Source organism: Streptomyces barringtoniae, assembly GCF_020819595.1.
Taxonomy (GTDB): Bacteria; Actinomycetota; Actinomycetes; order Streptomycetales; family Streptomycetaceae; genus Streptomyces; species Streptomyces barringtoniae.
In genome coordinates this window covers 114,701-140,299 of record NZ_JAJHNP010000011.1, presented here as the reverse complement: position 1 = coordinate 140,299, position 25,599 = coordinate 114,701, and the positions used below count along the sequence as shown (strand labels likewise).

27 protein-coding genes and 1 pseudogene are annotated in these 25,599 nt (G+C 73.6%); 15 read left to right on the top strand and 13 right to left on the bottom strand.

The window, feature by feature from the left end:
- Positions 1–82 precede the first annotated feature (82 nt).
- Positions 83–1,657, bottom strand: coding sequence for a hypothetical protein (locus tag LMU33_RS21505; RefSeq protein ID WP_228622131.1), 1,575 nt, complete (start codon positions 1,655–1,657; stop codon positions 83–85).
- A 249-nt stretch (positions 1,658–1,906) separates the two neighbouring features.
- Here LMU33_RS21505 and LMU33_RS21500 point away from each other — a divergent pair, with 249 nt between their 5' ends.
- The 11 genes and pseudogenes from LMU33_RS21500 to hypA all read left to right on the top strand — a co-directional run bounded on the left by LMU33_RS21500 (position 1,907) and on the right by hypA (position 11,376).
- On the top strand, positions 1,907–3,007 hold the full coding sequence (locus tag LMU33_RS21500) for an FUSC family protein (protein ID WP_228622130.1): 1,101 nt from the start codon (positions 1,907–1,909) through the stop codon (positions 3,005–3,007).
- A complete protein-coding gene (locus LMU33_RS21495; RefSeq protein ID WP_228622129.1) occupies positions 3,004–4,209 on the top strand; it encodes a PP2C family protein-serine/threonine phosphatase in 1,206 nt (401 codons plus the stop codon). Before LMU33_RS21500 ends, LMU33_RS21495 begins: the two co-directional genes overlap by 4 nt.
- Positions 4,210–4,315: 106 nt before the next feature.
- Positions 4,316–4,558 (top strand): annotated as a pseudogene (locus tag LMU33_RS21490) (LysR substrate-binding domain-containing protein); the annotation flags it as partial.
- A 218-nt stretch (positions 4,559–4,776) separates the two neighbouring features.
- A complete protein-coding gene (locus tag LMU33_RS21485; RefSeq protein ID WP_228622128.1) occupies positions 4,777–6,339 on the top strand; it encodes a hypothetical protein in 1,563 nt (520 codons plus the stop codon).
- A 144-nt stretch (positions 6,340–6,483) separates the two neighbouring features.
- The gene (locus LMU33_RS21480) at positions 6,484–7,572 is read left to right on the top strand and encodes an NADH-quinone oxidoreductase subunit B family protein (RefSeq protein ID WP_228622127.1); all 1,089 of its coding nucleotides are present in this window, start codon (positions 6,484–6,486) and stop codon (positions 7,570–7,572) included.
- 63 nt (positions 7,573–7,635) lie between these two features.
- Positions 7,636–9,429, top strand: a complete 1,794-nt coding sequence (locus tag LMU33_RS21475) for a nickel-dependent hydrogenase large subunit (protein ID WP_228622126.1) — start codon at positions 7,636–7,638, stop codon at positions 9,427–9,429.
- Entirely contained in the window at positions 9,422–9,982 is a 561-nt protein-coding gene (locus tag LMU33_RS21470) for a NifU-related iron-sulfur-binding protein (protein WP_228622125.1), read from the top strand. The genes LMU33_RS21475 and LMU33_RS21470 overlap by 8 nt, the downstream gene beginning before the upstream one ends.
- Positions 9,979–10,575 (top strand): DUF5947 family protein, encoded by a 597-nt coding sequence (locus LMU33_RS21465; protein WP_228622124.1) that lies wholly within the window; start codon positions 9,979–9,981, stop codon positions 10,573–10,575. Before LMU33_RS21470 ends, LMU33_RS21465 begins: the two co-directional genes overlap by 4 nt.
- A gap of 21 nt (positions 10,576–10,596) precedes the next feature.
- A complete protein-coding gene (locus LMU33_RS21460; protein WP_228622123.1) occupies positions 10,597–10,803 on the top strand; it encodes a hypothetical protein in 207 nt (68 codons plus the stop codon).
- Between the two features lie 59 nt (positions 10,804–10,862).
- Positions 10,863–11,012: a hypothetical protein gene (locus LMU33_RS21455; protein WP_228622122.1), complete on the top strand. Its 150-nt coding sequence runs from the start codon at positions 10,863–10,865 to the stop codon at positions 11,010–11,012.
- Positions 11,013–11,019: 7 nt separating this feature from the next.
- Positions 11,020–11,376 carry a hydrogenase maturation nickel metallochaperone HypA gene (hypA, locus tag LMU33_RS21450; protein ID WP_228622121.1) on the top strand — a complete coding sequence of 119 codons (357 nt, stop codon included), beginning with the start codon at positions 11,020–11,022 and terminating at the stop codon, positions 11,374–11,376.
- A gap of 19 nt (positions 11,377–11,395) precedes the next feature.
- Here the strand turns inward: hypA and hypE are convergent, their stop codons facing one another.
- The 10 genes from hypE to LMU33_RS21400 all read right to left on the bottom strand — a co-directional run bounded on the left by hypE (position 11,396) and on the right by LMU33_RS21400 (position 21,461).
- A complete protein-coding gene (gene hypE / locus LMU33_RS21445) occupies positions 11,396–12,475 on the bottom strand; it encodes a hydrogenase expression/formation protein HypE (RefSeq protein ID WP_283844174.1) in 1,080 nt (359 codons plus the stop codon).
- Positions 12,468–13,637, bottom strand: a complete 1,170-nt coding sequence (gene hypD, locus LMU33_RS21440) for a hydrogenase formation protein HypD (RefSeq protein WP_228622120.1) — start codon at positions 13,635–13,637, stop codon at positions 12,468–12,470. Before hypD ends, hypE begins: the two co-directional genes overlap by 8 nt.
- Positions 13,634–13,924, bottom strand: a complete 291-nt coding sequence (locus LMU33_RS21435; protein WP_228622119.1) for a HypC/HybG/HupF family hydrogenase formation chaperone — start codon at positions 13,922–13,924, stop codon at positions 13,634–13,636. Before LMU33_RS21435 ends, hypD begins: the two co-directional genes overlap by 4 nt.
- Positions 13,925–13,927: 3 nt before the next feature.
- Entirely contained in the window at positions 13,928–16,273 is a 2,346-nt protein-coding gene (gene hypF, locus LMU33_RS21430) for a carbamoyltransferase HypF (RefSeq protein ID WP_228622118.1), read from the bottom strand.
- Positions 16,270–16,992: a hydrogenase nickel incorporation protein HypB gene (hypB, locus tag LMU33_RS21425; protein WP_228622117.1), complete on the bottom strand. Its 723-nt coding sequence runs from the start codon at positions 16,990–16,992 to the stop codon at positions 16,270–16,272. The genes hypF and hypB overlap by 4 nt, the downstream gene beginning before the upstream one ends.
- 73 nt (positions 16,993–17,065) lie before the next feature.
- The gene (locus LMU33_RS21420; RefSeq protein WP_228622116.1) at positions 17,066–17,632 is read right to left on the bottom strand and encodes a hydrogenase maturation protease; all 567 of its coding nucleotides are present in this window, start codon (positions 17,630–17,632) and stop codon (positions 17,066–17,068) included.
- Positions 17,629–19,335 (bottom strand): hydrogenase maturation protein, encoded by a 1,707-nt coding sequence (locus tag LMU33_RS21415; RefSeq protein WP_228622115.1) that lies wholly within the window; start codon positions 19,333–19,335, stop codon positions 17,629–17,631. The genes LMU33_RS21420 and LMU33_RS21415 overlap by 4 nt, the downstream gene beginning before the upstream one ends.
- 66 nt (positions 19,336–19,401) lie before the next feature.
- Positions 19,402–19,770 (bottom strand): hypothetical protein, encoded by a 369-nt coding sequence (locus tag LMU33_RS21410; RefSeq protein WP_228622114.1) that lies wholly within the window; start codon positions 19,768–19,770, stop codon positions 19,402–19,404.
- Positions 19,771–19,825: 55 nt separating this feature from the next.
- A complete protein-coding gene (locus LMU33_RS21405; RefSeq protein ID WP_228622113.1) occupies positions 19,826–20,173 on the bottom strand; it encodes a hypothetical protein in 348 nt (115 codons plus the stop codon).
- A 757-nt stretch (positions 20,174–20,930) separates the two neighbouring features.
- Entirely contained in the window at positions 20,931–21,461 is a 531-nt protein-coding gene (locus LMU33_RS21400) for a hypothetical protein (RefSeq protein ID WP_228622112.1), read from the bottom strand.
- Between the two features lie 240 nt (positions 21,462–21,701).
- Between LMU33_RS21400 and LMU33_RS21395 the strand changes: the two genes are divergently transcribed.
- Complete coding sequence (locus LMU33_RS21395; RefSeq protein ID WP_228622111.1) at positions 21,702–22,193, top strand: DUF1360 domain-containing protein; 492 nt, start codon at positions 21,702–21,704, stop codon at positions 22,191–22,193.
- 41 nt (positions 22,194–22,234) lie between these two features.
- Here LMU33_RS21395 and LMU33_RS21390 read toward each other — a convergent pair whose 3' ends face one another.
- Complete coding sequence (locus LMU33_RS21390; protein ID WP_228622110.1) at positions 22,235–22,972, bottom strand: MgtC/SapB family protein; 738 nt, start codon at positions 22,970–22,972, stop codon at positions 22,235–22,237.
- A 248-nt stretch (positions 22,973–23,220) separates the two neighbouring features.
- Between LMU33_RS21390 and LMU33_RS21385 the strand changes: the two genes are divergently transcribed.
- Positions 23,221–23,664 (top strand): DUF2267 domain-containing protein, encoded by a 444-nt coding sequence (locus tag LMU33_RS21385; RefSeq protein WP_228622109.1) that lies wholly within the window; start codon positions 23,221–23,223, stop codon positions 23,662–23,664.
- A 196-nt stretch (positions 23,665–23,860) separates the two neighbouring features.
- Complete coding sequence (locus tag LMU33_RS21380; RefSeq protein WP_228622108.1) at positions 23,861–24,226, top strand: ANTAR domain-containing protein; 366 nt, start codon at positions 23,861–23,863, stop codon at positions 24,224–24,226.
- A 22-nt stretch (positions 24,227–24,248) separates the two neighbouring features.
- Here the strand turns inward: LMU33_RS21380 and LMU33_RS21375 are convergent, their stop codons facing one another.
- Positions 24,249–24,395: a hypothetical protein gene (locus tag LMU33_RS21375; protein ID WP_228622107.1), complete on the bottom strand. Its 147-nt coding sequence runs from the start codon at positions 24,393–24,395 to the stop codon at positions 24,249–24,251.
- 303 nt (positions 24,396–24,698) lie between these two features.
- Here LMU33_RS21375 and LMU33_RS21370 point away from each other — a divergent pair, with 303 nt between their 5' ends.
- The gene (locus LMU33_RS21370) at positions 24,699–25,376 is read left to right on the top strand and encodes a nitroreductase (RefSeq protein ID WP_228622106.1); all 678 of its coding nucleotides are present in this window, start codon (positions 24,699–24,701) and stop codon (positions 25,374–25,376) included.
- Positions 25,377–25,599: the final 223 nt, after the last annotated feature.

Here is a 25,599-nt window from a genome sequence, read left to right as displayed (position 1 = left end):
TGCGGTCAGGCGCGGGAGCGCTCGGGGTCGTACGGCGCCGGGCTGGGCGGGAACAACCGGCCGGGGCTCTCCGGCCGGTCGGTCAGATACCTGACCCGAACGTCTGGGTCGTGTAGGCGCACTCCGTGTAGATGTAGCCGGGGCGCAGCTTGGCCGTGTCGGAGGCCGGGGACGCGGTGCTGCCGCCGTTCGGCTTGTGCACGAAGTAAGTGGTGCCCGCCGGGAGGCTGATGGTGCGCTGCGGGTAGTTCCTGCCGCTGTCGCTGCACGGCTTGAAGCCGGTCACCAGGGTGTCGGCGAGCGTGTACGCCTTGCAGTCGCCGCAGCCCTTGAGGGTGAAGCTGCCGGTGACCGGGCCGGTGTAGAGCACGGTGATGTCGTGCGGGCTGTCGTTCTTCACCGTGACGGAGATGCTGCCGCCGGAGGCGGTGGTGGGCAGGTTTCTGCCGGCCTTCGGGAGCGTCTGGGCGACCTCGGCGGCGATGGCGATCTTCTTGGCGCGGGCGCGGTTCTCGTCGTTGCCGTTGCCGGCGGCGAACTGCCCCATGGTCTTCTGGGCGGCCTCGAAGTCGCCGTCCTTGTACTGGTCGACGCCGCAGGCGTACTCCCCCGCGTCGCCGCTGCGGCCGGCGCGCCCGGCGGCCTTGGCGAGCGTGCCGTCCGCGTCGCCCGAGGACTTCGACAGTCCGCCGATCCGGGTGTCCAGGTCGCGCAACTGCGCCACGGCCGTGCAGGGTTGGCTCCCGCCGACGGCCTTCTCCGCCCGTTGCACGGCCGCGTCGAGGGCGGTCGGGACCTTGGTCGCCGCCGCGGACCGCGGGAAGGTGTTCAGCAGGTCGCCGAAGCGTGTGTCCCAGTCCGTCCCGCCGGCCGTGAGGCCCTGGGCCCCGCACTCGTACAGGGAGGCCGCGAGCCGGTCGTCCGGCCAGCGGGCCAGAGATCCGAGCTGGTCCTTGGGCATGGTGTCGGGCACCGTGCGCAGGTACTTCAGCGGCTCGATGGCGTCGCAGTACTCCTGGTGGCCGTAGGCCGCGCCGACGGTCGTGTAGTAGGTATGCAGGCTGTCGGGGAGCCGCCGGGCCGCGCGGGAGCCCGAGTGGTGCTCAGCGAGGTCGCGGTAGACCTCCAGCGCCGACCGGTAGTCCGACTCGGCGGCGGTGAACGACTTGTGGCCGCTCGTCGCCACCAGGTGGTCGGCCTTGTCGAGGCGGTCGAGCAGCGCCTGTTCCACGGCCTCGTGGTGGGCGTTCCGGTACCAGAGGGCGCCACCCGCCGGTACGGCGAGCAGCAGCACGCCCAGCAGCAGGGCGAGCGGCGCTCCGGCCGGCCGGGCGAGCCGGGTGCGCAGTCCGGCGAGGGCGCCGTGGAGGGCGGCGAGCAGCAGGACCGCGGCGTAGCCGGCGAGGGCGGCGCCCGGGACGCCGTCGGCGTCGGCGGGCACCGCCACGAGCAGCAGCACGGCGGTCGCCGTCCAGCACAGGGCCATGAGCACCCAGCGCCGCAGCAGCGCGTACCCGAGGCCGAGACCGCTGAGGTTGAGCAGGGCGACCGCGGTGGCGCGCCAGGCGTCCGGGGGTGCGGGTGGCGGGCTCGACGGCATGGGCGGCAGCGGCGGCCCCGCGAATCCCTGGCTCGGGCCGTACGGACTTCCGGACATGACCGCTCCCCCCGTCAGCAGCGCCCCCATGGCTGCGGACCCGCAGTTTACGGGTCGTGAGGCCCGCCTGACAGAGGGTCGAACAAGGCCCGGTTCATTGAGACTTGAACAGGCCACGGATAAGGCACACCACGATCATCTCCACATATCCCTTATTTGCCTCCCGCCCCATTTGTCCGATTATCCTGGGCGGCCTTGCCCGGCCGACGGGATCCGAGCGCGACAGACGGGAATGGGGACGCACGAGGCATGCACAGATCACGGCTGTCCACGCTCTTGGCGCGGATCGGACGGGCCGGCGGCGCCGAGGCCGCACGCGCGACCGTCGCGGCGGGCCTGACCTGGCAGACCTGCGCGCGACTGCTGCACATCCCCGACCCCTACGCGGGCGCCGTCGCCGCTGTCCTCATCGTGGAGACGACGGCGGCGGCCACGGTCTCCGCCGCCACCCGCTACGCCGCCGGATGCCTGATGGGCGTCCTCCTCGCCGTACCCGGCGCGCTGTACGCCGAGCCCGGCATGGCGGGCCTGGCGGTCGTCGTCTTCGCCTCCGTGCTGCTGGCGCGGCACGGATTCCTCGGTCACCACGGCCTGCACGTCCCCACGACCGCGCTGATCGCCTTCGCCCTGGTCCGTGGCCGGCACCCCGATGAGCTCGCCGCCCATCTCGCGGAGATGGTGCTGGGCCTCGCCTTCGGGCTGGCGTGCAGCGTGCTGCTGTTCCCCGCCGTCCGCGTGCGCTCCGCCGAGCGGGCGCTGGAGGAGCTGCGCCTGCTGGTCGCCCGGTCCCTCGACGGCCTGGCCGACGCGGTCGTACGGCAGGAGCGGCCGCGGACCGTACTCGGCCCGGCCTGGGAGGACGACCTCGGCAGGGCGCTGACCCGTGCCCGCACCGCCGTGGGCGAAGCGCACGAGAGCCTGCGCTGGAACGTCCGGCCGACGGCCCGGCGCCGCCGATGGCATCTGGACGACCGGGTGCTGGGCACGCTGACGGACGTGGCCGGGCAGGTGACTGCGACCGGCCGGCTCCTCGACGTGCACCCCGACGCGGCCGAGGACTCCCGCTCCGGCCCGGCGTTCACGCAGCCGTACGCCCGCCTGCTGCGGACGACCGCCCTGTGCGCCTACTCGTGCCGGGGCGGCCGGCCGCACCCCGCCCTGCCCGCCGCACGCCAGGCCCTGGCCCGGCTCGGCGCCCCCGGCTGCGATCCCCCGGACCGGGCCGCCACGGACCGGCCCCTCCTGCGCCCCCTGGAGTCGGCCCTGACGTGCCTGTCGTCGCCCGCGCCCGCTCCGCCCGCCCGATCCCACCGGCTCCTCGACCCGCTACGGCCCTCACCGCGACGATGACCTCTCACACCAGCGATCTCCAGGACCCCACCACCGAGCACCACGCCGAGCCCGCGCACCGGCAGCCGACGCGACGCCCGCCGTCGCCCTGGAGCCGCGCCACCGGTTCCCGCGCCCTGCCGGCCGCGGCCCCCGTGCTGCTCATGGTGGTCGTCGCCCTCACCGATCTGCTCACCCCCGACTGGCTGCACGTCTCACCGGTGATGGCCGCCGTCCCGGTGCTGGCCGCCGCGCTGCTCCCGTGCCGCGCGACGGCGGCGCTCGGCTGCGCCGCGATCGTGATCACGGCGCTGCTCCAGTGGGACGCCGGCAGTTACGGACACCCGGACGCGGGCGTCACCCTCGGCAGCCTGTTCGTGGTCGGACTCACCTCGCTGGCCGCGTGCTCCCTGCGACAGCGCAGGGAACGGCAGCTCAGCCGGGTCCGCTCCGTCGCCGAGACCGCGCAGCGCGCCCTGATGCACCCACTCCCCCTCCGCATCGGCTCGCTCGCGCTGAGCGGTGTGTATCTGCCGGCCGAGTCGGAGGCGCACATCGGCGGCGACTTCTACGAGGCACTGCCCACGCCGTACGGCACCCGGCTCGTGATCGGCGACGTACGGGGCAAGGGTCTGGAGGCCGTCGGCGCCTCGGCGACCCTGCTCGGCGCGTTCCGTGAACTCGCCCACCAGGAGCCCTCGTTGACGAAGGTGGCGGAGCGACTGGACGAACGGGCACGCCGGCACATCGCCGCGCTGGACGGCACACCGGAGGGCGGCAGGACAGGTGGCCCCGGCACGGCCGCCCTGTTCGCGGAGCGGTTCGCGACGGCGCTCCTGGTGGAGTTCCCGCCCGGCGAGACCGTGGCCCGGATCGTGCACTGCGGCCACCCGGAGCCGTACGTCGTCCACTCCGGCGAGGTACGGCCGTACGAGCCCGACCAGCCCGGTGCGCCGCTCGGCCTCGGCGACCTGCTGGCCGTGCCACCCGTGGCCCGGACCGTGCCGTTCGTGCCGGGCGACCGTCTCGTGCTGTACACCGACGGCTTCATCGAGGCCCGCGACCGGAGCGGGCGCTTCCACGACCTGACCGCACACCTGCGTGCGCACGCCGGCCGGCCGCTGGAGGCGATGGTGGCCGCCCTCCGCCGCGACCTGCTGCACCACGTCCGCGGCGACCTCGGCGACGACGCGGCCTTGGTCGCACTGGAGTGGTTGCCGTGACGTCGCCGCCCGCCGGTCACCGGACGGCCGCGAGTGCCGGCGCTCCTGCCGCCGGCGCGAGGAACAGGCCGGGGAAGCCGATGTCGCGGAAGGCCCGCGCCCGCACATGCGTGCCGGGGCGGTCACCGGACAGCCCGACGACTGGCCGAGTGCCGTCGCCGACGGGTACGGCATCGCCCTCGCCCCCGAGTCCGCCGCGCGGTTCCACTCCCGCCCCGGTGTGGTGTACCGGCCGGTCACGGGAGTGAGCCCGACGCGGGTGGGCGTGGCCCGGGCCCCGGCCGACGACCGCAATCCGGCCGTACAGGACTTCGTCCGCTGCTGCCTGGACCTCGCGCGACGGGCGTGACAGGCCAGGGAAGCCTCCCCTGACCGACTTGGTGCGCAGGCGGCCCGACTGGCGGCAGCGGCCGGAGCGCACGGAGTCCCCGTGCCGGAAAGCCCTCTCGGACCCTCGTCGTCCCCCGCGCGGCGCAATCGGCGTGCGCCGGAGGGGCGAGGCTCCGTGACCGGTGTGACGGTGGTGGAAGGAGTGCGCGCAGGAGAGCCCTGCGATGAGGAGGCGGCATGTCCGAGGAAACCGGCGGGGGCGGAGCGGCGAGCCCCGCCGTGCTGGACTGCCGTGGCGCAGAGGTGCCGTTCGGCACGGCCGACGGCGCCTTCGCACAGGTCGGTGCGGTCGCGGACGCCGTGCTCTACGAGGGGTACCTGCTCTACCCGTACCGCCGGTCCTCGCCGAAGAACCGGGTCCGCTGGCAGTTCGGCGTGCTGCTGCCCCGCGACTGGGTGGAGCGGGACGGGCCGGTCGTGCCGGGGATCTCCGGCTCCGCGGACTCCTGGTACCAGCAGACCGAGTGTCTGTTGCGAACGGCGCGCGCCGACGCGGTCGTACGGGTGCGGGTGCGTTTTCTGCAGATGCAGGACAAGCGGGTCGAGGCGGCCGGACCGGACGGACGCTACCACCCGGTCGAGTCGTTGCGGACGGCCGACGGTGCCGCGCATCTGTCGTTCGAGGAGGCGGTGCCGCGCGAGAGCGAACTGGTGCTGCCGCTGCGGGAGTTGCTGCTCGGCGGCCGTACGGCCTCGGTGGGTGCGGCCGCCGGCACGGATGCCGAGGCCCTGCCGGACGGGGCCGGGCGGACGGTACGTCGGCGCGGGGAGGTGCGGGCGGTGACGACGGTCGAGGCCGAACCGCTCGCGCCGGAGCTGTACCGGTTGCGGGTGCGCACCGAGAACACCGGCGAGGCGACGGACCCGCGCGCCCCGCGCACCGAGGCTCTGCGGCAGGCGCTTCTCGCCACGCACACCCTCGTCGGCGGTGACGGCGTGGAGTTCGCCTCACTGATCGATCCGCCCGGTGGTCTGGCACGGCACTCGCGGGGCTGCCGGAACGCGTTCACGTTCCCCGTGCTCGCCGGCCCGCCCCAGCAGGGCACGACGGGCGCCGTCATGCTCTCCGCACCGATCATCCTCCCGGACTGGCCCCAGGTGGCGCCGGAGAGTCCGGGAGATCTGCACGACGCGGCGGAGATCGACGAGATCCTCACCCTGCGCACGATGCTGCTGACCGACGAGGAGAAGGCCGAGGCGCGGGCCACCGATCCACGGGCGGCGCAGATCCTCGACCGGGTCGACACCATGCCCCGGGAGGTCTTCGCCCGGCTGCACGGCACCATCCGGTCCCTGACCCCGGCCGGGACCCGGTCCGGCGCGGAGCGGCCCGCCTGGTGGCGGGAGGACGGCGACGAAGGCCTGTCCCCGGCGACCGACACGGTGCTCGTGGACGGCGTGCCCGTCGGCGGCGGCAGCCGGGTCCGGTTGCGTCCGCGCGTCCGGGGCGCCGACGCCCAGGACATGTTCCTGACGGGACGGACCGCGCAGGTCGCCGCCGTCTTCCACGACGTGGACGGCAGCGTGCACCTGGCCGTCACCGTGGACGACGACCCGGCGGCCGAACTGCACGGCTGGTACGGCCGTTTCCACTACTTCCGGCCCGACGAGCTGGAGCCGCTCACCCCCGCGGACGTGCCCGTTCCGGGTCCGGTGCGATCACCCCGGCCGCAGTCCCCGCGGCCCCCCGAGCGTCCGGCCGACCGGCCGGAGGAGGGACGGTGCGATGGATGCCCCTGAGGCGCCGCGGCAGGACCACCCGACGGTCGAGCGGTTCGTCCGCGATCACGCCGCCGCCCCTGGCCGCCCCCGGGCCCGGACCCCCGTGGTCCCGGCCGTCCCCTACGACCGACTCCCAGACCGGCAGCGACGGAGGCCGCAGCGATGACCACACAGAGCGGTACCACCGATGTCCGCGGCGAGCCCAGCAGGGCCGAGGCGCGGAAGGGATTCGACGAGATCACCATCCTCTGGATCTCGGAGGGCATGAGCTGCGACGGCGACACCGTGTCGCTGACCGCGGCCGGCCAGCCGTCCATCGAGGACGTCGTGCTGGGCCTCATCCCGGGCCTGCCGAAGGTCAACCTCGTCAACAAGGTGCTCTCACCGAGCCTGGGCGGCGAGGACTTCCTCGCTCCCTACCGTGCCGCGGCACGGGGCGAGCTGGAGCCTTTCATCCTCGTCATCGAGGGTTCGATCCCAAACCAGAACATCATTCAGGGCGACGGCTACTGGACGTCGTTCGGCAACGACCCCGACACCGGCGAACCGCAGACCCTGAACTGGTGGATCGACCAGCTCGCGCCCAAAGCCTGGGCGGTGGTGGCCGCCGGGACCTGCGCCACGTTCGGCGGCATCCACGCCATGGCCGGCAACCCGACCGGCTGCATGGGCCTCGCGGACTACCTGGGCTGGGAGTTCAAGGCGCGGTCGGGGCTCCCGATCGTCAACGTACCGGGCTGCCCCATCCAGCCGGAGAACTTCATGGAGACCCTCGTCTGGGTCCTCCAGCACGCGGCAGGCGCCGCTCCCCCGCCGCCGCTGGACCACATGCTGCGCCCGCAGTGGCTGTTCGGGAAGACCGTGCACGAGGGCTGCGACCGGGCCGCGTACTACGAGCAGGCCGACTTCTCGAAGGACTACAACTCCCCCAAGTGCCAGGTGAAGGTCGGCTGCTGGGGCCCGGTCGTCAACTGCAACGTGCCCAAGCGCGGCTGGATGGCCGGCATCGGCGGCTGCCCCAACGTCGGCGGCATCTGCATCGGCTGCACGATGCCCAGCTTCCCCGACGCCTTCATGCCGTTCATGGACGAACCCCCGGGCGGCACGCTGTCGACCATGCTCGTCAAGCCGTACGGAGCCGTCGTCCGCCGGCTGCGCGGCCTGACCAACGACGTGGTGAACCACGAGCCCAAGTGGCGTCACAACAAGCGCAAGCTGACCAGCGGTTACGACCCGCACTGGCGTGCGTGACGCCGTCCGACCCCAACCCGCCACCGATCCGCCCGACCCCAACAGCGAGGGGCAGTACCGCAGATGACCACCACCGAGTCCCGGCCCACGGAGCGCAAACCCGCCCAGATCGTCGACATGTCCTGGGATCCGATCACCCGGATCATCGGCAACCTGGGCATCTACACGAAGATCGACTTCGCCAACCAGGAGGTCGTCGAGTGCCACAGCACCTCGTCGCTCTTCCGCGGCTATTCGGTGTTCATGAAGGGAAAGGACCCGCGTGACGCCGGTTTCATCACCTCGCGCATCTGCGGGATCTGCGGCGACAACCACACCACCTGCTCCAACTACGCCCAGCAGATGGCCTACGGCGTCAAGCCGCCGAAGCTGGCCGAGCACATCACCAACCTGGGCGAGGCGGCGGAGTACATCTTCGACCACACGATCTTCCAGGACAACCTGGTCTTCGTGGACTTCTGCGAGGCCATGGTCAAGGCCACCAACCCCGGTGTCCTGGCCCGCGCCGAGCGCACCGACGCACCCCGCGGGGACGTCCACGGCTACCGGACCGTCGCCGACATCATGAAGGCCTTCAACCCCTTCGAGGGCGAGGTCTACAAGGAGGCGCTGAAGGTCAGCCGGATCACCCGGGAGATGTTCTGCCTGATGGAGGGGCGGCACGTGCACCCCTCCACGATGTACCCGGGCGGCGTCGGCACGATGCCGCAGCCGAACACCTTCACCGACTACCTCAGCCGCCTGATGCGCGTCATCGACTTCATCAAGAAGGCGGTGGCGATGAACGACGACGTCTTCGACTTCTTCTACGAGGCCCTGCCGGGCTACGAGGAGGTCGGCAGGCGCCGCATCCTGCTGGGCTGCTGGGGCGCCTTCCAGAACCCGGACGTCGTCGACTACCGCTACGCGACGATGAACGAGTGGGGCCGGGCGATGTACGTCACCCCGGGCGTCGTCGTGGACGGCAAGCTGGTCACCAACAACCTGATCGACATCAACCTCGGGCTGCGCATCATGCTGGGCAGCTCCTTCTACGAGGACTGGGTGAACGAGGATCCGTTCGTCACCCACGACCCGCTCGGCAACCCCGTCGACATGCGCCACCCGTGGAACCAGACCACTGTGCCGGTGCCGCAGAAGCGGGACTTCGACGGCAACTACAGCTGGGTGATGAGCCCGCGCTGGCACCACCCGGGTACCGGCGAGTATCTCGCCCTGGACACGGGTGGCGGTCCGCTGGCCCGGCTGTGGTCCACCGCGCTCAGCGGCCTGGTCGACACGCCGTACGTCAAGGCGACCGGCGGCGGCATCCGCATCACCCTGCCCAAGGGCGAGAAGCTGCCGGAGCAGACCCTGGAGTGGCGCATCCCGAAGTGGAGCAACACCCTCGAACGGGACCGCGCCCGGCCGTACTTCATCGCCTACGCCGCCGCCATGGCCCTGCAGTTCCTGGAGGAGGCCATGGGGATGCTCAGGAGCGGCGACACCAAGGTGTTCGAGAACTTCGAGGTGCCCGACGAGTCGATCGGCTGCGGCTTCCACGAGGCGGTGCGCGGGGTCCTCTCCCACCACCTGGTGATCCGGGACAAGAAGATCGCCAACTACCACCCGTACCCGCCGACGCCGTGGAACGCCAGCCCCCGCGACAGCTACGGCACGCCGGGCCCGTACGAGGACGCCGTCCAGGGCCAGCCGATCTTCGAGGAGAACGGGCCCGACGACTTCAAGGGCGTCGACATCATGCGCACCGTGCGCAGCTTCGACCCCTGTCTGCCGTGTGGTGTCCACATGTACATGGGCAAGGGCAAGACCCTGACCACCGTGCACTCGCCGACGTACGGGGCCAACCATGGCTGACACCGCCGTACGGCTCTCCGACCCGGCGGTGGAAGCGCGGCTCGCCCGGCTCGACGAGGTGCTGGCCGGGCTGGAATCCGCGCCCGGCCCGGCGCTCGAGGCGGTACGGCTGCTGACCGAGGTCTACGGCGAAGCGCTCGCCCGCGTGCTGGACGGCGCGGACGAGCGGCTGCGGGAGAAGCTCGCCGACGACGACCTGCTCGGTCATCTCCTGGTCCTGCACGAGATCCATCCGGAGTCCCCGGAGCGCAGGGCCGCCCGCGCGGTCGAGAAGCTGCGGCCGGCAGTGCGCGAGCGCGGCGGCGACCTGGAGTGGGCCGGAGTCGACGGGCAGGTGGCGCGGGTGCGGCTGACCTCCGGCGGCGGGTGCGGGTCGGGGTGCGGCGGCGGCTCGGCGGAGGTCATCGAGGCGGTCCGCGACACGGTGCTGGCCGTCGCTCCCGAGCTGACCTCGGTGGAGACGGTGCCCGCCACCGCCGAGCGGAAGCCGGCACCCGCGTTCGTACCGCTGAGCACGATCAAGCGACGGGCCCTGCCCGAGGGGGCGCGGTGAGGGTGGACGGAGCACTCGCCCGGGTCATCCGCTCCGCGGCCGACCGCGCGGCCACGGCCGAGGCCGAGGTCTGCGAGCTGTGCGCCGCCCGCCTGGCCGAGGAACATCCCCACCTGTACGACACGAGCGCCGCCGAGGTCCGCTGCGTGTGCCGCCCCTGCTCGGTGCTGTTCGCCGACGACGGGGCGGGCGAGGGCCGCTACCGGCTCGTGCCCAGGCGACGGCTGCGGCTGCCGCCGGTCGACACGGCCGTGCTGGGCGTCCCGGTGGGGCTGGTGTTCTTCGTGCCGCGCTCCGACGGCACGGTCACCGCGCAGGGGCCGAGCCCGGCCGGGGCCATGCGGTGGGAGGTGGACGCGGCGGCCTGGCAGCGGCTCGCCGCCACGGTTCCGCAGCTCGCCGCCATGGCACCCGATGTGGAGGCCCTGCTGGTGAACACCGTGCGGGGCCTCGACGAGCACTGGATCGTGCCGGTCGACGACTGCTACCGGATGATCGCCCTGGTCCGCCACGAGTGGCGGGGCCTCTCCGGTGGCGGCCGGGTCTGGCCGGCCGTAGAACAGTTCTTCAGGGAGCTGACCGAACGGTCCTGAGGACCCGGAAGGAGAACCGACATGGGCAGCATCCGAGTGGGCCGCCCCCAGGCGAAGCCCGACACACCGAGCCATGTGCGCGGACTGCACCAGGGCAACCTGGGCCCCTACAAGCACCAGACCGGACACCACAAGGACGGCAGCTCCGACGCGCGCCGCTCCACCGGTATCCACTGGAAACGGCATGACGCCCTGGTGCAGGACATGCCGAACATCTCGCCCGGATGAGAGAGCGGAAAGAGAGCGTCATGAAGGTTGGCATGAGAAGAAGGACCACGCGGTCCGGCATGTCCGGACGTCAGCTGCTCGTCATGCAGGCGGCCATGATCGGCGGCCTGGCCATGACACTGTTCGTCAAGGAACTCCCGGGGATCGTACGTGAGTTGCGCATCTACCGGATGACCGGTGGCATGCGGGCCAACCGCCGGTACCCCTGAGCCGGCCGTGCACGAGCTGTCGATCGCGACCGCGATCGTGGAGCAGGCCGGCGAACTCGCGCGCGCGGACGGAGCGGACGCCGTCTCGGCGGTCACCGTCCGCGTGGGCGAACTGGCGGGCGTCGTGCCCGACGCGCTGCACTTCGCCTTCGAGGTGGCCCGGGACGGTACGGCGCTGGCGACGGCCGAGCTGGTCGTCGAGCAGGTCACGGCGCATGCCTACTGTGCGCCGTGCGCGGAGGAGTTCGCGGTGGGCATGCCGCCGTTCTTCTGGTGCCCGCGCTGCGACCGGCCTTCGCAGGAGCTGCGCAGCGGGCGGGAACTGGAGATCACCCGGGTCGAACCGGTCCCGGCCCCGCGCTGACGGCGGGGCCGGGGGCCGGTCAGCAGATGCGGGGCAGCTGCTCCCCCAGCGGCAGGTCCACCACCCGGGTGCCGCCGAGGCCGGTGGCGACGACGACCATGCCCGGGTGCTCGGCCACGCACTCGCCGATGAGGGCGGCCCCGGTGCCCTGCGGGTGTGCCCGCATCGCCGCCAGGACGGCCTCCGCGTGTTCCGGGGGCACGAAGGCGACCAGTCGGCCCTCGTTGGCGACGTACAGCGGGTCCAGGCCGAGGAAGCCACAGGCGTTCGCGACCTCGTCCGGGACCGGGATGGACCGGTCCCGCAGCCGGACGCCGGTGCCGGAGGCGCGGGCGATCTCGTTCAGGGAGGCGCCGAGGCCGCCCCGGGTCGGGTCGCGCAGGACGTGGATGTCCCGCGTGACCGCCAGCATGGCCGCCACGAGGTCCGCGAGCGGTGCGGTGTCGGAGGCGATCTCGACGCCGAACTCCAGGCCTTCGCGCACGCTCATGATCGCCACGCCGTGCAGGCCGATCGGGCCGCTGACGATCACGGCGTCGCCGGGCCGGGCGCGCTGCGGGCGGATGTCGACGCCGTCGGGGACGAGGCCGACGCCGGCGGTGGTGACGTAGACGCCGTCGCCGTGTCCGGACTCCACCACCTTGGTGTCGCCGGTGGCGACGATGACGCCCGCTGCCTCGGCCGCCGCGCCGATGGCCCGCGCGACCCGGCCGACGACGTCGAGTTCCACGCCCTCCTCCAGCACGAAGGCCGTGGACAGGTAGGCGGGCCGGGCGCCGCTCATCGCCAGGTCGTTCACCGTGCCGTTGACGGCGAGGTCGCCGAGGCTGCCGCCGGGGAAGAACAGCGGCCGTACGACGTAGGAGTCGGTGGAGAAGGCCAGCCGGGCACCGCCCAGGTCGAGGACGGCCGAGTCGGTGAGGGTGGCCAGGGTGGGGTTGCCGTAGGCGGGGGCGAAGACCTGCTCGATGAGCTCGGCGGACAGGGCGCCGCCTCCGCCGTGCCCCATGACGACGACCGGCTGGTCGCGCAGGGGGGCGGGGCAGGTCCAGTTCGCGGGGTCGACGGCGGCCGTCCCGGGTGTGGCGAGGTCAGCCAACGGGGTTCATCTCCTCCGGCGAGTCCTGCGAATGCTGCGGGTTCTGCGGGATGCGGGATCCCTGCGCTGCCGGGGTGTTCATCCGGCGGTACAGGTAGTAGGCCGCGCAGGCGCCCTCGCTGGAGACCATGGTGGCGCCGAGCGGGGTGCGCGGGGTGCAGGCCGTGCCGAAGGCCTCGCACTCGGTCGGCTTGATCAGCCCCTGCAGCACCTCCCCGGCGCGGCACACGGCGGGCTCCTCGGTGCGGATGCCGGTGACGTCGAAGCGGTGTTCGGCGTCGTAGGCACGGTAGGCGTCGGACAGCCGCCAGCCGCTGGCGGGGATGCGTCCGATGCCGCGCCAGTTGCGGTCGGTGACCTCGAAGACCTCCTCCAGCATGCGCAGGGCCGCCGGGTTGCCCTGCTCGCGCACGGCGCGCCGGTAGGCGTTCTCCACCCGGTGCTCACCGCGCTCCAGTTGGTGGACGGCGCGGCGGATGCCCTCGAGGATGTCCAGCGGCTCGAAGCCGGTGACGACGATGGGTACACGGTGCTTCCCAGCCAGGTCCGGGTACTCGGCGGTGCCCATCACGCTGCACACGTGACCGGCGGCCAGGAAGCCCTGGACCCGGCATTCGGGTGCCGCCATGATGGCCTCGATCGCGGGTGGCACCCGGACGTGGGAGACCAGCAGGCTGAAGTTGGCGATGCCCAGGCGGTGGGCCTGGTGGACGGCCATGGCGTTGGCCGGGGCGGTCGTCTCGAAGCCGATGGCGAAGAACACGACCTGGCGGCCCGGGTTCCTGCGGGCGAGGTCGAGGGCGTCCAGCGGTGAGTACACCACGCGTACGTCGCCTCCCCCGCCCTTCACCCGGAACAGGTCCCGGTCGGTGCCCGGCACGCGCAGCATGTCGCCGAAGGAACAGAAGATCACCTCGGGGCGGGAGGCGATCTCCAGGGCCTTGTCGATGACGTCGAGCGGCGTGACGCACACCGGACAGCCGGGTCCGTGGATCAACTCGACCTCCTCCGGCAGGAGTTGGTCGATGCCGTGGCGGATGATGGAGTGGGTCTGGCCGCCGCAGACCTCCATCAGCGCCCAGGGCCGGGTGACCGTGGCGCGGATCTCGTCCAGCAGCCGGCGCGCCAGGCCGGGATCGTTGAACTCCTCGATGTACTTCACCGGGCCTCGCTCCCGTTCTCCTGCCGGGCCGCCTGCTCCCAGGCGTCCCCGAACTCCTCCTCCAGCAGCCCCAGTTGCTCGAAGAGCTCCAGGGACGCCCGGGCCGACTCCTCGTCCAGTCGCTGCAGGGCGAAGCCGACGTGGACGATGACGTACTCCCCCACCCGGACGTCGGGCAGGTACTCCAGACACGCCTGTTTGCGCACTCCGCCGAAGTCGATCAGCCCGGTCAGGGGGTCGGCACTCCGGTCGATGGACACGACCTTGCCGGGCACTGCCAGACACATGGGTCACTCCGTCCCGTGGTGGGTTGCTGTTCCCGCGACCATGAGCTGGCCGAGCGCCAGCCCTCCGTCGTTCGGGGGTACTTCGCCGTGCCGGAGCACCGTGAAGCCGTCGCCGGCCAGCAGCGCGGTGCACTCCTCCTCCAGCAGGCCGTTGGCGAAGACGCCTCCGGTGAGGGCGACCGTGGTCAGGCCGGTCTCCGCGCGGGCACGGTGGCAGATCTCTGCGACGGCCCGTGCGACACCCCGGTGGAAGCGGGCCGCGAGGACGGGGGCGGGGGTGCCGAGCCGCCGGTCCTCCAGGAGCGCGCGCAGCATCGGCGCCGGGTCGATCTCCCGCTGCCGGGCGACACCGAAGGGATACGCCGCCGCGTCCGCGTCCCGCGCCTCGGCCGCCGCCGCCTCCAGCTCCATCGCGGCCTGTGCCTCGTACTCCGCGCGATGGCACACACCGGCCAGGGACGACACCGCGTCGAACAACCGGCCCATGCTGGACGTCGGCACGCAGGCCACCTGCCGGTCCAACTGTCTTCGCAGCACCGCGAGTTCGCCCTCGGTGCATGCCCGCACGCTCGGCAGGTCCGGCGCCCAGTCGAGCCCGGCCGCCCACAACCGAGCCAGTGCCAGCCGGCAGGGGTTGGCCACGCCGGCGTCTCCGCCGGGCAGCGGGGCCGGCGTGAGGTGGGCGAAGCGCCGGTGGCCGGCGTAGTCGGCGAGCAGGATCTCGCCGCCCCACACGGTGCCGTCCTCGCCGTACCCGGTGCCGTCGAACGCGACGCCGATCACCGGCGTGGTGCCGTCCAGCCCGTGTTCGGCCATCGCGGAGGCGACGTGGGCGTGGTGGTGCTGGACCAGCCGCAGGGAGCCGCCGGCGAGGCGGGAGGCACGGCGCCGGGCCCAGCCGGCCGAGTGGTAGCCGGGGTGCCGGTCGGCCGCGACCAGGACCGGGGTGACTCCGGTCAGGCGGGTCAGGTGCCGCTCGGCACGCTCGGCGGCCTCCAGGGTGGCCAGCTCGCCCATGTCGCCGATGTGCGGCCCGAACCAGGCCTGGTCGCCCTCGCCGAGGCACAGGACGTTCTTCAGGTCGCCGCCGACCGCGAGCACGGGCGGTACGGGCACCGGGAGCCGCAGCGAGCGGGGGACGTAGCCGCGGGACCGTCTGAGGACCTGTGCGGTGCCGTCGGGGCGGACCCGCAGCAGGGAGTCGTCGCACGGCGAGGCGATGGGCCGGTCGTGGGCGAGCCAGGCGTCGGCCAGTCCGGCGAGCCGGGTCAGGGCCTCGGTGTCGTCGGTGACGATGGGCTCGCCGGAGCGGTTGCCGCTGGTCATGACCAGCACCCGGGGGCCGGGCGGATCGCCGGGCAGCCCGAACAGCAGGGCGTGGACCGGGGTGTAGGGCAGCATCACGCCCACGTGCGGGCTGCCCGGGCAGACCTGGTCCGCGAGGCGGAGGCCGTCCGGCGGAGTGCGCCTGCGCAGCAGGACGATGGGGCGCCGGGCGCTGGTCAGCGCGGCCCGTTCGGCATCGGAGAGGACCGCGATCCGCCCGGCGGTGGCGAGGTCGGCGCACATCACCGCGAAGGCCTTGCCGCCGCGTTCCTTGCGGTCGCGCAACGTGGCCACGGCCCGGTCGTGGGTGGCGTCGCAGGCCAGGTGGTAGCCGCCGACGCCCTTGACGGCGACGATCCGTCCGGCGGCCAGCAGCGCCCGTGCCGTGGCGAGGGCGTGCGCGTCCCGGGCCGGGCGGAGGCCGCCGAAGGCCGGGGTCAGGGTGAGCCGTGGCCCGCAGCCGGGGCAGGCGACCGGCTGGGCGTGGAAGCGCCGGTCGAGGGGGTCGCCGTACTCGCGGGCGCAGGAGGGGCACATCGGGAAGCCGGCCATCGTCGTGGCCACCCGGTCGTAGGGCATCCCGGTGGCGATGGTGAAGCGGGGGCCGCAGTGGGTGCAGGTGACGAACGGGTGCCGGTGCCGGCGATCGGCCGGATCGGCCAGTTCACGCAGGCAGTCGGCGCAGGTCGCGGTGTCGGGCGGCAGCTGGGTGCGGCCGCCTGCGCGCTCGGTGGAGCGGATGGTGAAGGGGCCGGCGTCGCCGGTGGCGGGCAGGTCCTCGCCGGCGATGCCGCTCACGGTGGCCAGGGGCGGCGGCTTTTCGGCCAGCACGGCGCAGAAGCGGTCGACCTCGTCCGCCGGGCCCTCGACCTCCACGATCACGCCGTCGCCGGTGTTGCCGACGAACCCGGCGAGGCCGAGGCCGGCGGCCAGTCGGTGCACGTACGGCCGGAAGCCGACCCCCTGCACGGTGCCGCGCACCGTGAGCCGGCGGCGGACCAGGCCGGTCGCCGGGGCCGTCATACGGCGGGGGCGGGCGCGCTGTGGTGGTGGCCGTGCGGATGCGGCGCGAGCGGTGGCCGGTGGAGGGTGCCGTCCCGGGCGGCCAGGGCGCGGTCCAGGAGGGTGCCGACCCCGACGCCGGTGCGGGCACAGGACCGTACGATCTCCACGCCCGGATTGACCCGGTGCACGTTCGCCCGGAAGGCGGTCTCGTCGAAGCCGGCCGGCTCGGCGAGGTCCGTCTTGGTGATCACGACCAGATGGGCGGAGCCGAACGCGGTCGGGTACTTCAGCGGCTTGTCCTCGCCCTCCGTGACCGCCATCAGCACCACCCGCAGGGTCTCGCCGAGGTCGTACGCGGCCGGGCAGACGAGGTTGCCGACGTTCTCCACGAAGAGCACGGAGGTGTCCGCGGGCAGCCAGCCCGCCAGTCGGGCCCGCACCTGACGGGCCTCCAGGTGGCACAGCCCGTCGGTCAGCACCTGCTGGACGGGAACGCCGGACCGGGCGAGCCGGACGGCGTCGTTCTCGGTGGCCAGGTCCGCGGTCAGCGCCGCCACCGGCACCTCCCGCTGCACCGCGCGGGCCAGGACCCGGCCAAGGAGTTCGGTCTTGCCGCTGCCGGGGCTGGACAGCAGGTTGACGACGGTCACGCCCTGCCGGGCGAGATCGCCGCGCAGCTCCGCGGCCAGGTCGTCGTTCTTCGCCAGGACTGCCTGCTTGACGTCGGACCGGCACATGGGCGCTGCTCCTCGGATACGGCGGTGGAGCCCGGTCCGCGTCCTTGCGGCCCGGGCTCCACCGATGTTCCGCTCAGCCGCCCGCCGTTCCCGGCAGCGCAGCCGGGCAGGGGGGCCCGGATTCCACCGGGCGGCCCAACGGGGGCGCGGGCGCGCCGGGATCGGCGAGCAGGGCCGGGATCAGCGTGTGCAGCGCGTCCACGGCCCGGCCGACGGCCTCCCGGACCGGTGTGCTGAGCCCCGGCAGGAGGTCCTCGTCGCCGCTGGGAAGCAGCTCGGGCTCGCAGGCCAGGACGAGAACGCGGGGCAGGGGCTCCTCGCCGAGGTGCGTGGCGAGGGCGAGCACCTTCGCGGGGTCCATGCCGTGGGCCTCGGGCACGACGCTGCCGTCGGGCGGTTCGGCCTCGATCAGGGACAGGGTGCCCGGGTGGTGGCCGCGGCGCGCGGTGTCCACCAGGACGGCCGTGTCGTACCCGTCGAGCAGGTCGTAGGCGAGGTCCATGCCCCGGATGCCGTAGTCGTGGACCCGCACCTCGGGCGGCAGCGGGCGCGGGCCGAGGGCACGGATCACCTCGGGGCCGAAGGCGTCGTCGGCGAGGAAGATGTTGCCGACGCCGGCCACCAGCAGCCGCGGCGTCAACGGAGGTCTCCGGCGGGCGCGGTCAGGGGCCGGGGCGAGCCGGAGGGCGTCTTGCGGACGAAGGCGGAGCGCAGGGCGTGGTAGGGGGCGGCGGGGTCGAAGAAGATGGCGCGCATACGGTCGAGTTCGGCCTCGCGGTACGCGGCGAGAGGGCGTTCGCGCTCGTCCGCCGCGCGGGCCGCCTTGGCGGCGATCCGCGCGTCCAGGAAGGGTGAGGAGGCCAGTTCGGCCGCCAGTTGCTCGACCTCGGCCGGGAAGTCGCCGGGCGCGGCGGGTACGAGTCGGTCCACGAGCCGCATCCGCTCGGCGGACGCGGCGCTCACGGGCAGGGCCTCGGTGGTCAGGCGCTGGGCGTTCTCCGCTCCGACGCGGCGGGGCAGGGTGTACGTCCAGAACTCCGAGCCGTACAGGCCCATGCGCCGGTAGTGCGGGTTGAGGACGACACCGGTGCGGCACCACACCTCGTCGGCGGCGAGGGCGAGCATCGCGCCGCCGGCCGCCGCGTTGCCGGCGAGGGCGGCCACCACCAGCCGGTCGGTGGTGCGCAGTACCGCCTCGACCAGGTCGTCCATGGCGTTGAGGTTGGTCCACGACTCCTGGGCCGGGTCGGGGGCCGCCTCGATGACGTTCAGATGGATGCCGTTGGAGAAGAAGTCGCGGGCCCCGCCGAGCACGAGGACGCGGGTGGGCCGGGAGAGGGCGTGCTCGTAGGCGGCGAGCAGCCGGCGGCACTGGTCGGTGCTCATCGCGCCGCCCGGGAAGGAGAAGCGCAGGAAGCCGGTGTCGCCGCGCTGCCGGTAGCGGATGTCGGTCCAGGTCCGCCGGTCGGGCGGCAGCTCCAACGGGACGGATGCTTCCGGGAGTTCGAGGGAGGGTTCCCAGGCGGCGAGCACGGAGGCGGCGGGGCGGCGGAAGGGGGCGGGATCACCTGAGTTCCGGCGGGGGCGGAGTTCCGGGATCCAGACGGCGCCGTCGCGGGTGGCCCGGCAGACGGCGCCCGCCCGCCGCGCGAGGAGTTCGCCGGGACGGCCGCGCAGCCGGTCCTCGGGGTGCCCGCCGTGCAGGAACACCTCCCGGCCGTGGAGTTCGTCCAGGACGCCCGGCTGCGAGTCGGCACCGCGGAGTTTGCGCAGGACCGTTTCGGTGTCGTCCCGCTCCCAGTCGATGCGCCGCCGGTCCTGCCGGAAGGCGTCGCGCCAGACCACCGTGACCGAGTCGTCGGTCTGCGGCCGGGGCTTGTAGGCGCCTTCGGCGTAGTGCCGTACGGCGGTGAGGACGGCGGTGACGGCGGCGTCGGAGGCCTCGTTGCGGTACAGGTCGCTCTTGCCGACCGGCGACAGGGGGAACGGCTCGGCCGCCCAGATCGGTCCCGCGTCCATCGCCGCCTCGGCCTGCAGGACCGTCACGCCCCACTCCCGCGCCCCCTCGGCGATGGCCCAGTCGAGCGAGGACGGGCCGCGGTCACCGGGCGGACCCGGATGGACGATCAGGCAGGTGTGGTCACGCCACACATCCTCCGGGATGGCCGACTTGAGCATCGGCGCGACGACCAGTTCCGGCCGCAGTTCGTGGAGGGCGGCCCGGACGGGGTCGGCGCCGTGCGAGGCGAGTACGACGTCCACGTGGTGCCCGAGGTCCGACAGTTCGGCGTACACGCGCTGCGTGAGGCTGTTGAACGCGCTGGCGACGAGCAAAATGTCCATGACATGGCATGGTCGACCCTGACCGGCGCCCCGTGAAGAACCGCCGCGCCGTTTTGTCCGCCTCCGTCAGGTCTCTTCCTCCATCCGGATCGCATTGCGCAGTTCCTCGAAGGCCTGGCTCGTGTCCTCGGCGTGGGCCTCCAGCAGGGCGCCGGCGATCGCGTCGAGCTTGCGCTGGATCGCGTGCTCGGCGCGCATCTCGGCGTTCTTCAGCAGGGCGAGGAGCAGCAGGGTGACCGCGGTCATCGACTCGCCCGCGAGGAGCAGCAGTTCGAGGCGCAGATGCGCGACGTGCGCGGCGACGAAGAAGCCCACGAGGAGCAGGCAGAAGAGGAAGAACACCGGGGAGCTGGTGAAGTTGGAGGCGTACTCCGCGAACTGCTCGAACCGGCCGCGGTGGGCCCCGCCGCGGTCCACGGGATTCTTGAAGGTCATGGCCTGGGCTTCCCTCATGTCCGGCGGCACCGGAACACCGGCCGCCGCCGGACCGTCATACGGCGGCCCGGGCCGCCGCGCGTATCCGGTCGCGGGCCGCCGTCGCCGGGCCCACGGCCCCTGCGGTGCACGCGCCGCTCGGTGCGGCCGCGGCCGTGCGCTCCGGCATGACCGAGCCGGGGGGACGTGGCAGGGTCGGGTGCCCGGCCGCGAGGGCGAGCATCTGGCAGGTGCCGGCTCCGGCGAGCAGTTCGCCCGCCCCCCGTCGCCTCGGCGCGGCCGTGATCTCGTTCCGGACGGCGCCGATCTCCCTGCGGGCCGGTTCGCCGGTGTCCTGGGCCTGCCGGGCCGCCGCGTCCCCGACACCGCCGGCGGCCGGTGCCTCGTCGCCTTGCGCGCGCATCGCCTTCTCCTGCCTGCCGTCGCTGGGGGCCGGCCTCCGTCGGCGAACGACCCACGGATCAGCTCCGCAGTACCCCTGCGGGGGCGTACGACACCGGGCCCCGGGCCGGCGCCGCCCTGCGCACGGAGGTGGAGCATGGCCGCGCCGGTGTCGACGGGTTCCGCACCACCGGCGGCGTGCGCCAGGGCGAGCAGCGTGAAGGCGGCCGGGCGGTCGGCTTCTGCCCGCTGCGGGCCGCGGGCCGCTTCGGTGCCGGCGATCGCCCACCTTGACCCGCACCCGGGCTCAGCCGCCCGCCTGGCGGGACGAGCTGCTATGCGGCCGGGCTGTCGGCTTCTGCCCACTGCGGGCCGCGGCCCGCTTCTGTGCCGCCGAGGGCCGCACGGCCGACCCGCATTCCCAGGGTCAGCCCGCCCGTCAAGGCGCCCGCAAGACCGAGGACGACGACCGCGGGCGGGGCGAGCTGCTGCGCGGCCAGCCGGCCGGGCGATCGGCTCCTGCCCACTGCGGGCCGCAGCCCGCAGCGGCGCCGACGACGGCCGCACGGCCGACCCGCACTCCCGGTCAGCCCGCCCATCAGGGCACCCGCAAGACCGAGGACAACGACCGCGGGCGGGGCGAGCTGCTGCGCGGCCAGCCGGCCGGGCGATCGGCTCCTGCCCACTCCGGGCCACGGCCCGCAGCGGCGCCGGCGATCGCCCACCTTGACCCGCACCCGGGCTCAGCCGCCCGCCGGGCGGGGCGGGCTGCTGTGCGGTCAGGCGGCGAGGGCGCGGCCCGGCCCGAGCCGGTCCACCAGCTGGTCGAGGTGGAGCTCGGCCACCGGGGCGAGGAGGTCGGGGTGGCGCAGCAGTGCGGCGGCGCTCCGGTCACCGTCGTCGGGGGCGAGCAGCCGCCGGAACTCGATCTGGACGTCCGAGGCGTGCTCGCCGTCCGCGAGCGCGGCGACGGCCAGTCCGGCCAGCTCCGGATCAGTGAGCAGGGCGGCCGCCCAGCTGGCCACGACCTCGTCCACCCAGGTGCGCCAGGCCCAGTCGTCGTCCGGGCCGTCCTCGGCCGCCCGCTCGGCACCGGTCATCCAGTCGAGCCGGGCAGCACCGCCGGGGCCGGCCATGGTGACGAGGCCCGCGTCGATGTCGGTGGGGTAGCGCAGCCACGCGGCGACGGTCACCGCCTGCCGGGCCTGTGCCTCGCACAGGGCGGAGGCAAGCGCGCCGCCGCTGGGCGGATAGGCGACCGTCAGCCAGCGCGCCGTCGCGGCGATGAGGGGGGACAGATCAGTGGGCACAGCAGGGCCGTCCGAGACGCACAGGGAAACAGGGGTTCGACGCAACGGTAGTCTCCCGGCAGGCCCGCGGGGAGGGGGTGCGAACCAGGTCATATGTGGCATCGCCCACGTCGACCCGGCCGTCCCCAGAGGCGGCCCACCGGCTCCCCCGGCCCCCGGTGCCGCGCGAGCCCGTGTCACGCCCGGGCCGCGGGGAACTCGTTGCGGGCCACGGCACGCACAGCCACCGGAGGTCAGGGCATGAGGTCGGTTGCCGAGCAGTACGACGACCGGGGCGACGTCCCTCTCGCCGGGTATGCCGCCCTCGCCTCCGTCTTCGCGGCGGGCGCCGGGGCGTACGCGGTACTGGCCCGGCGCCGGGGCGTGCGGCTGCCGCGGGAGGTACCGCCGTGGGACGTCGTGCTGCTGGGCGCGGCGACGTACAAGGCCTCCAGGCTGCTGGCCCGGGACAGGATCACCAGCTTTCTGCGGGCGCCCTTCACCCGCCGGGCGGACGAGGGCGAGGCGAACGAGGTCGTCGACGAACCGCGCGGCGACGGGATCCAGCGGGCCGTCGGTGACCTGCTGTCCTGCCCGTTCTGCATCTCGGCCTGGAGCGCCGGCGCCCTGGTGTGCTCGTACGCGGCCGCACCCCGGTTCACCCGTCTGGTCTCGGGGGGCCTCGGCGCGCTGACGGTCGCGGACGGGCTGCAGTACGCCTGGACGTGGACACAGCGGACGACCGGGGGCTGAGCGGACCGGCGGGCCGGCTGCCGTACCCGCTGGTCGTCGCCCTATTCGTCGTCCGAGGCGGCACTCACCTCCACGTCGAGCACGCCCTCGTCCTGGAACAGTTCGGAGGCCAGCCCCGTCGGATCCGCGGCGCCCTCCAGTTCCAGAGCCACGCGGGCCGCGTCGTCCGTGCGGCCGGGCAGCCGTTCGACCTTGACCTGCACGATCCGGAAGCCGCGCCGGGTGCAGGTCTCCATCAGACGCGGCAGCAGCGCCGACCCCGTGCGATAGGTCAGGCGTGCTTCGAAAGCGGCGGCGGCCGTGCCGGGGATCAGCCGGGAGGTGAATAGCGGATAGCCGCGCACCACCAGGAAGTGCAGGGCCGTCACGGCCAGCGCGAGGATGGGCAGCCCGCCGCCGCAGGCCATGCCGACCGCGCAGGTCAGCCAGATGGTGGCGGCCGTGGTCAGGCCCCGTACGGCATCGCGCCGTACGAAGATCAGGCCGCCGCCGATGAAGCCGATGCCGGAGACGATCTGTGCCGCGACGCGGGAGGGGTCGAAGGAGACGTTCTCCAGCCCGAGCACCGCGGTGAACCCGTGCTGGGACACCTCCATCATCAGCGCGCTGGCGACACCGACCAGTGTGTGCGTGCGCAGTCCGGCGCTCTTCTGCTGCGCCGCCCGCTCCCAGCCGATCAGGCTGGACAGCAGCAGCGCCAGCGCCAGCTCGGTCAGCTGCCGCAACCCCTGGCCGTTGTCGACGTCCCACAACGGCGCCGCCCACCCCATTCCCGCCATGCACACCTCGCAGTCGGTTCCGTCGATGTCCGGCGTCCTTCGCCGGTCCGCCGACCACGCCTACCCCGTGACGGCGCCGCGACTCCACCGGGCCGGGTACCGGCGGCGGCGACCGGGGTACTCGGCCGGGGCCGCGGAAGACCCGGCCCACCCCTGGTGACGGCGCCGAGGGCCGGGGCACGGCTGCTGCCCGCCCCGCGGCGGGGGCGTCGCACCGTCAGGGGCTTCGTCAGGAAGGAGGCGGCCTCATGCACCACGACGAGATGATCGGAAAGGTACAGGCGCTGGCCCAACTGCCGGACCGGGGTTCGGCCGAACGGGCCGTGCACGCCGTCGTGAGCACGCTGTCGGAGCGGCTGCCGTCCGGGCTGGCCCGGCATGTGGCCGCACAGCTGCCGGCGGACATGGCGGCGGCGATGCGGGAGGCGGCCGACGCGTCGGCCGGGACGGACTCCGGCGCGTCGGGCGAGCGGTTCGGACTGACCGTCTTCGCCGGACGCATCGCCGACCGGGCGGGCACCGACGAGGACACGGCCCTGCGGGAGGCCGCCGCGGTGATGGAGGTGCTCGACGCCGCGCTGGCCCCGGAACTGACCGAGCGGATGGCCGGCGCCCTGCCCGCGGACATCCGCGACCTGCTGCCGGTGGGCCGGGCGACCGAGAGCGCCGGCGGCATGGGCCGCAATGCCTGACAGCGGGACGGCAGGGCCGGGCCCGGCGGACCGGGGAGCGGGACGGCAGGGCCGGGTCCGGCGCACGGATGTTCGCGCTTTGCGGCACGGCCCGTGCGGCGTGACGGTGCCGGGCGCTGCTGGTTCAATCGGGTGTGCAAGCGCCCATTGAGGGCAAGCGTGGCAGTGACGCCTCCCACCCCCGCAAAGGTGCTCCATGGCCTTCTTCGCGCTCTCCCGGCGGCAGCCGCTGGTGTTGCTCTCCTCGACGGAACTCGCCGCGGCGTACGACCGGCTGGCGACCGAGAACGAGCAGTTGCGGCGCGCCGTGTCCTCGCACGCGGTGATCGACCAGGCCATCGGGGCCGTGCTCGTCCTCGGGCAGATCGCCCCGGAAGAGGCCTGGCGGGCGCTGCGGGACGTCTCCCAGCGCACCAACATCAAGCTGCGGACGGTGGCCGAGCACATCCTGGAGTACGCCCAGGGCGGCACCCTCCCCGAACCGGAGCGGATCGAACTCGGCAAGGCGATCGACCGCTACCGGCGGTGCGCCGGTCTGGGCGAGGACACGACGGACCGCTGACAGCCTGCCGGCAGACATGGGATCAGCGGCGGCCCAGCTTGACACGACGGTGCCGGTGGGGCCTGGTCTGGCTCGTCGGGCGATGCAGGATCCAGCGGTCCTCGACCTGGTCGAGACCGAAGAGCAGGATGGCGAGGACGGGGAGCAGCAGAACGGCGATAGCGATCACTGGAGGATCCCCTCTGCCGACGATACTCCCCGGGTGCCCCGCCCCGGCCGGGCCACCCGCAGCGGTTGTGAAAGTCCTGTGAGCGCCTTCTGCCGCCCCCGGCCCACGCCGAAGAGCTGTTGCGTGAGCGCGCAGGTGGGGCCACCGTGCCGAGCGGGCGTGCGGAGTGGGAGATGTGGAGGCCGGGCTCGCCCGGCCGGCGGCGGACCCGGCCCTTCACGCGCCGCTGGACGCCCCCGGTCACATCCGCCTGCCGACGTCCGTCAGTACAGCGGACTGCGGAACGGACCCGGAGGTCGTGCGGTGGATGTGTACGAGGCGGTGGCGAGCCGGCGGGCGGTGCGGGCCTTCACGGACGAGCCGGTCCCGCGTGCGGCGCTGGAGCGGGTGCTGACCGCCGCCGCTCGCTCGCCCTCGGGCGGCAATCTCCAGCCGTGGCACATCCATGTGCTCACCGGTGCCCCGCTGGCGGAGCTGAAGAAGCGCACCCTCGAACGTGCCGCGTCCGGCGATCCCGGGGACGAGCGGCAGTACCGGATGTATCCACCGGAGCCGAGGTCCCCCTACCGGGAGCGGAGGTCGGCGGCGGCCGCCCAGCGTTTCCGGGCACTTGGGATCCGGCACGGGGACGCGGAGGCCCGCCGGGCGGCCGTCGCCGCGAACTGGCGCTGCTTCGGGGCCCCGTGTCTCCTGCTGTGCTACATCGACCGGGACATGGGCCCGGCGCAGTGGGCCGACCTCGGGATGTACCTGCAGACGGTGATGCTGCTGCTGCGTGCCGAGGGCCTGCACAGCTGTGCGCAGATGGCCTGGTCGGTCTACCACCGGACCGTCGCGGAGGTCGTCGGGCCGCCGAGGGAGGCGATCCTGTACGCCGGTGTGTCCATCGGCTTCGCGGACCCGTCTGCCGCGTTCGCCCGGATCGACCGCGCGCCGCTCGGGGAGACCGTCACGTTCCTCGATGACGGGGAGACGGGATGACGGGAGATCGGATGGCGGGGTCGGACGGCGGGGTCGGACGGATGACAGTGAGATCGTCCAGGTCTCCCGATGACGGTGGCGCGCCGGGCGAAACGCCGCCGTCGGGGGGAGACCGCACGCGGGTGCACTGCGCGCGCCCCTCTCGCGACGTGCGTCTACGGTTCTAGGTGTGACCGACCGTCATCAGGGGTGACGGAGAGGAGCCGGAAGCGGTGGTGGGCGA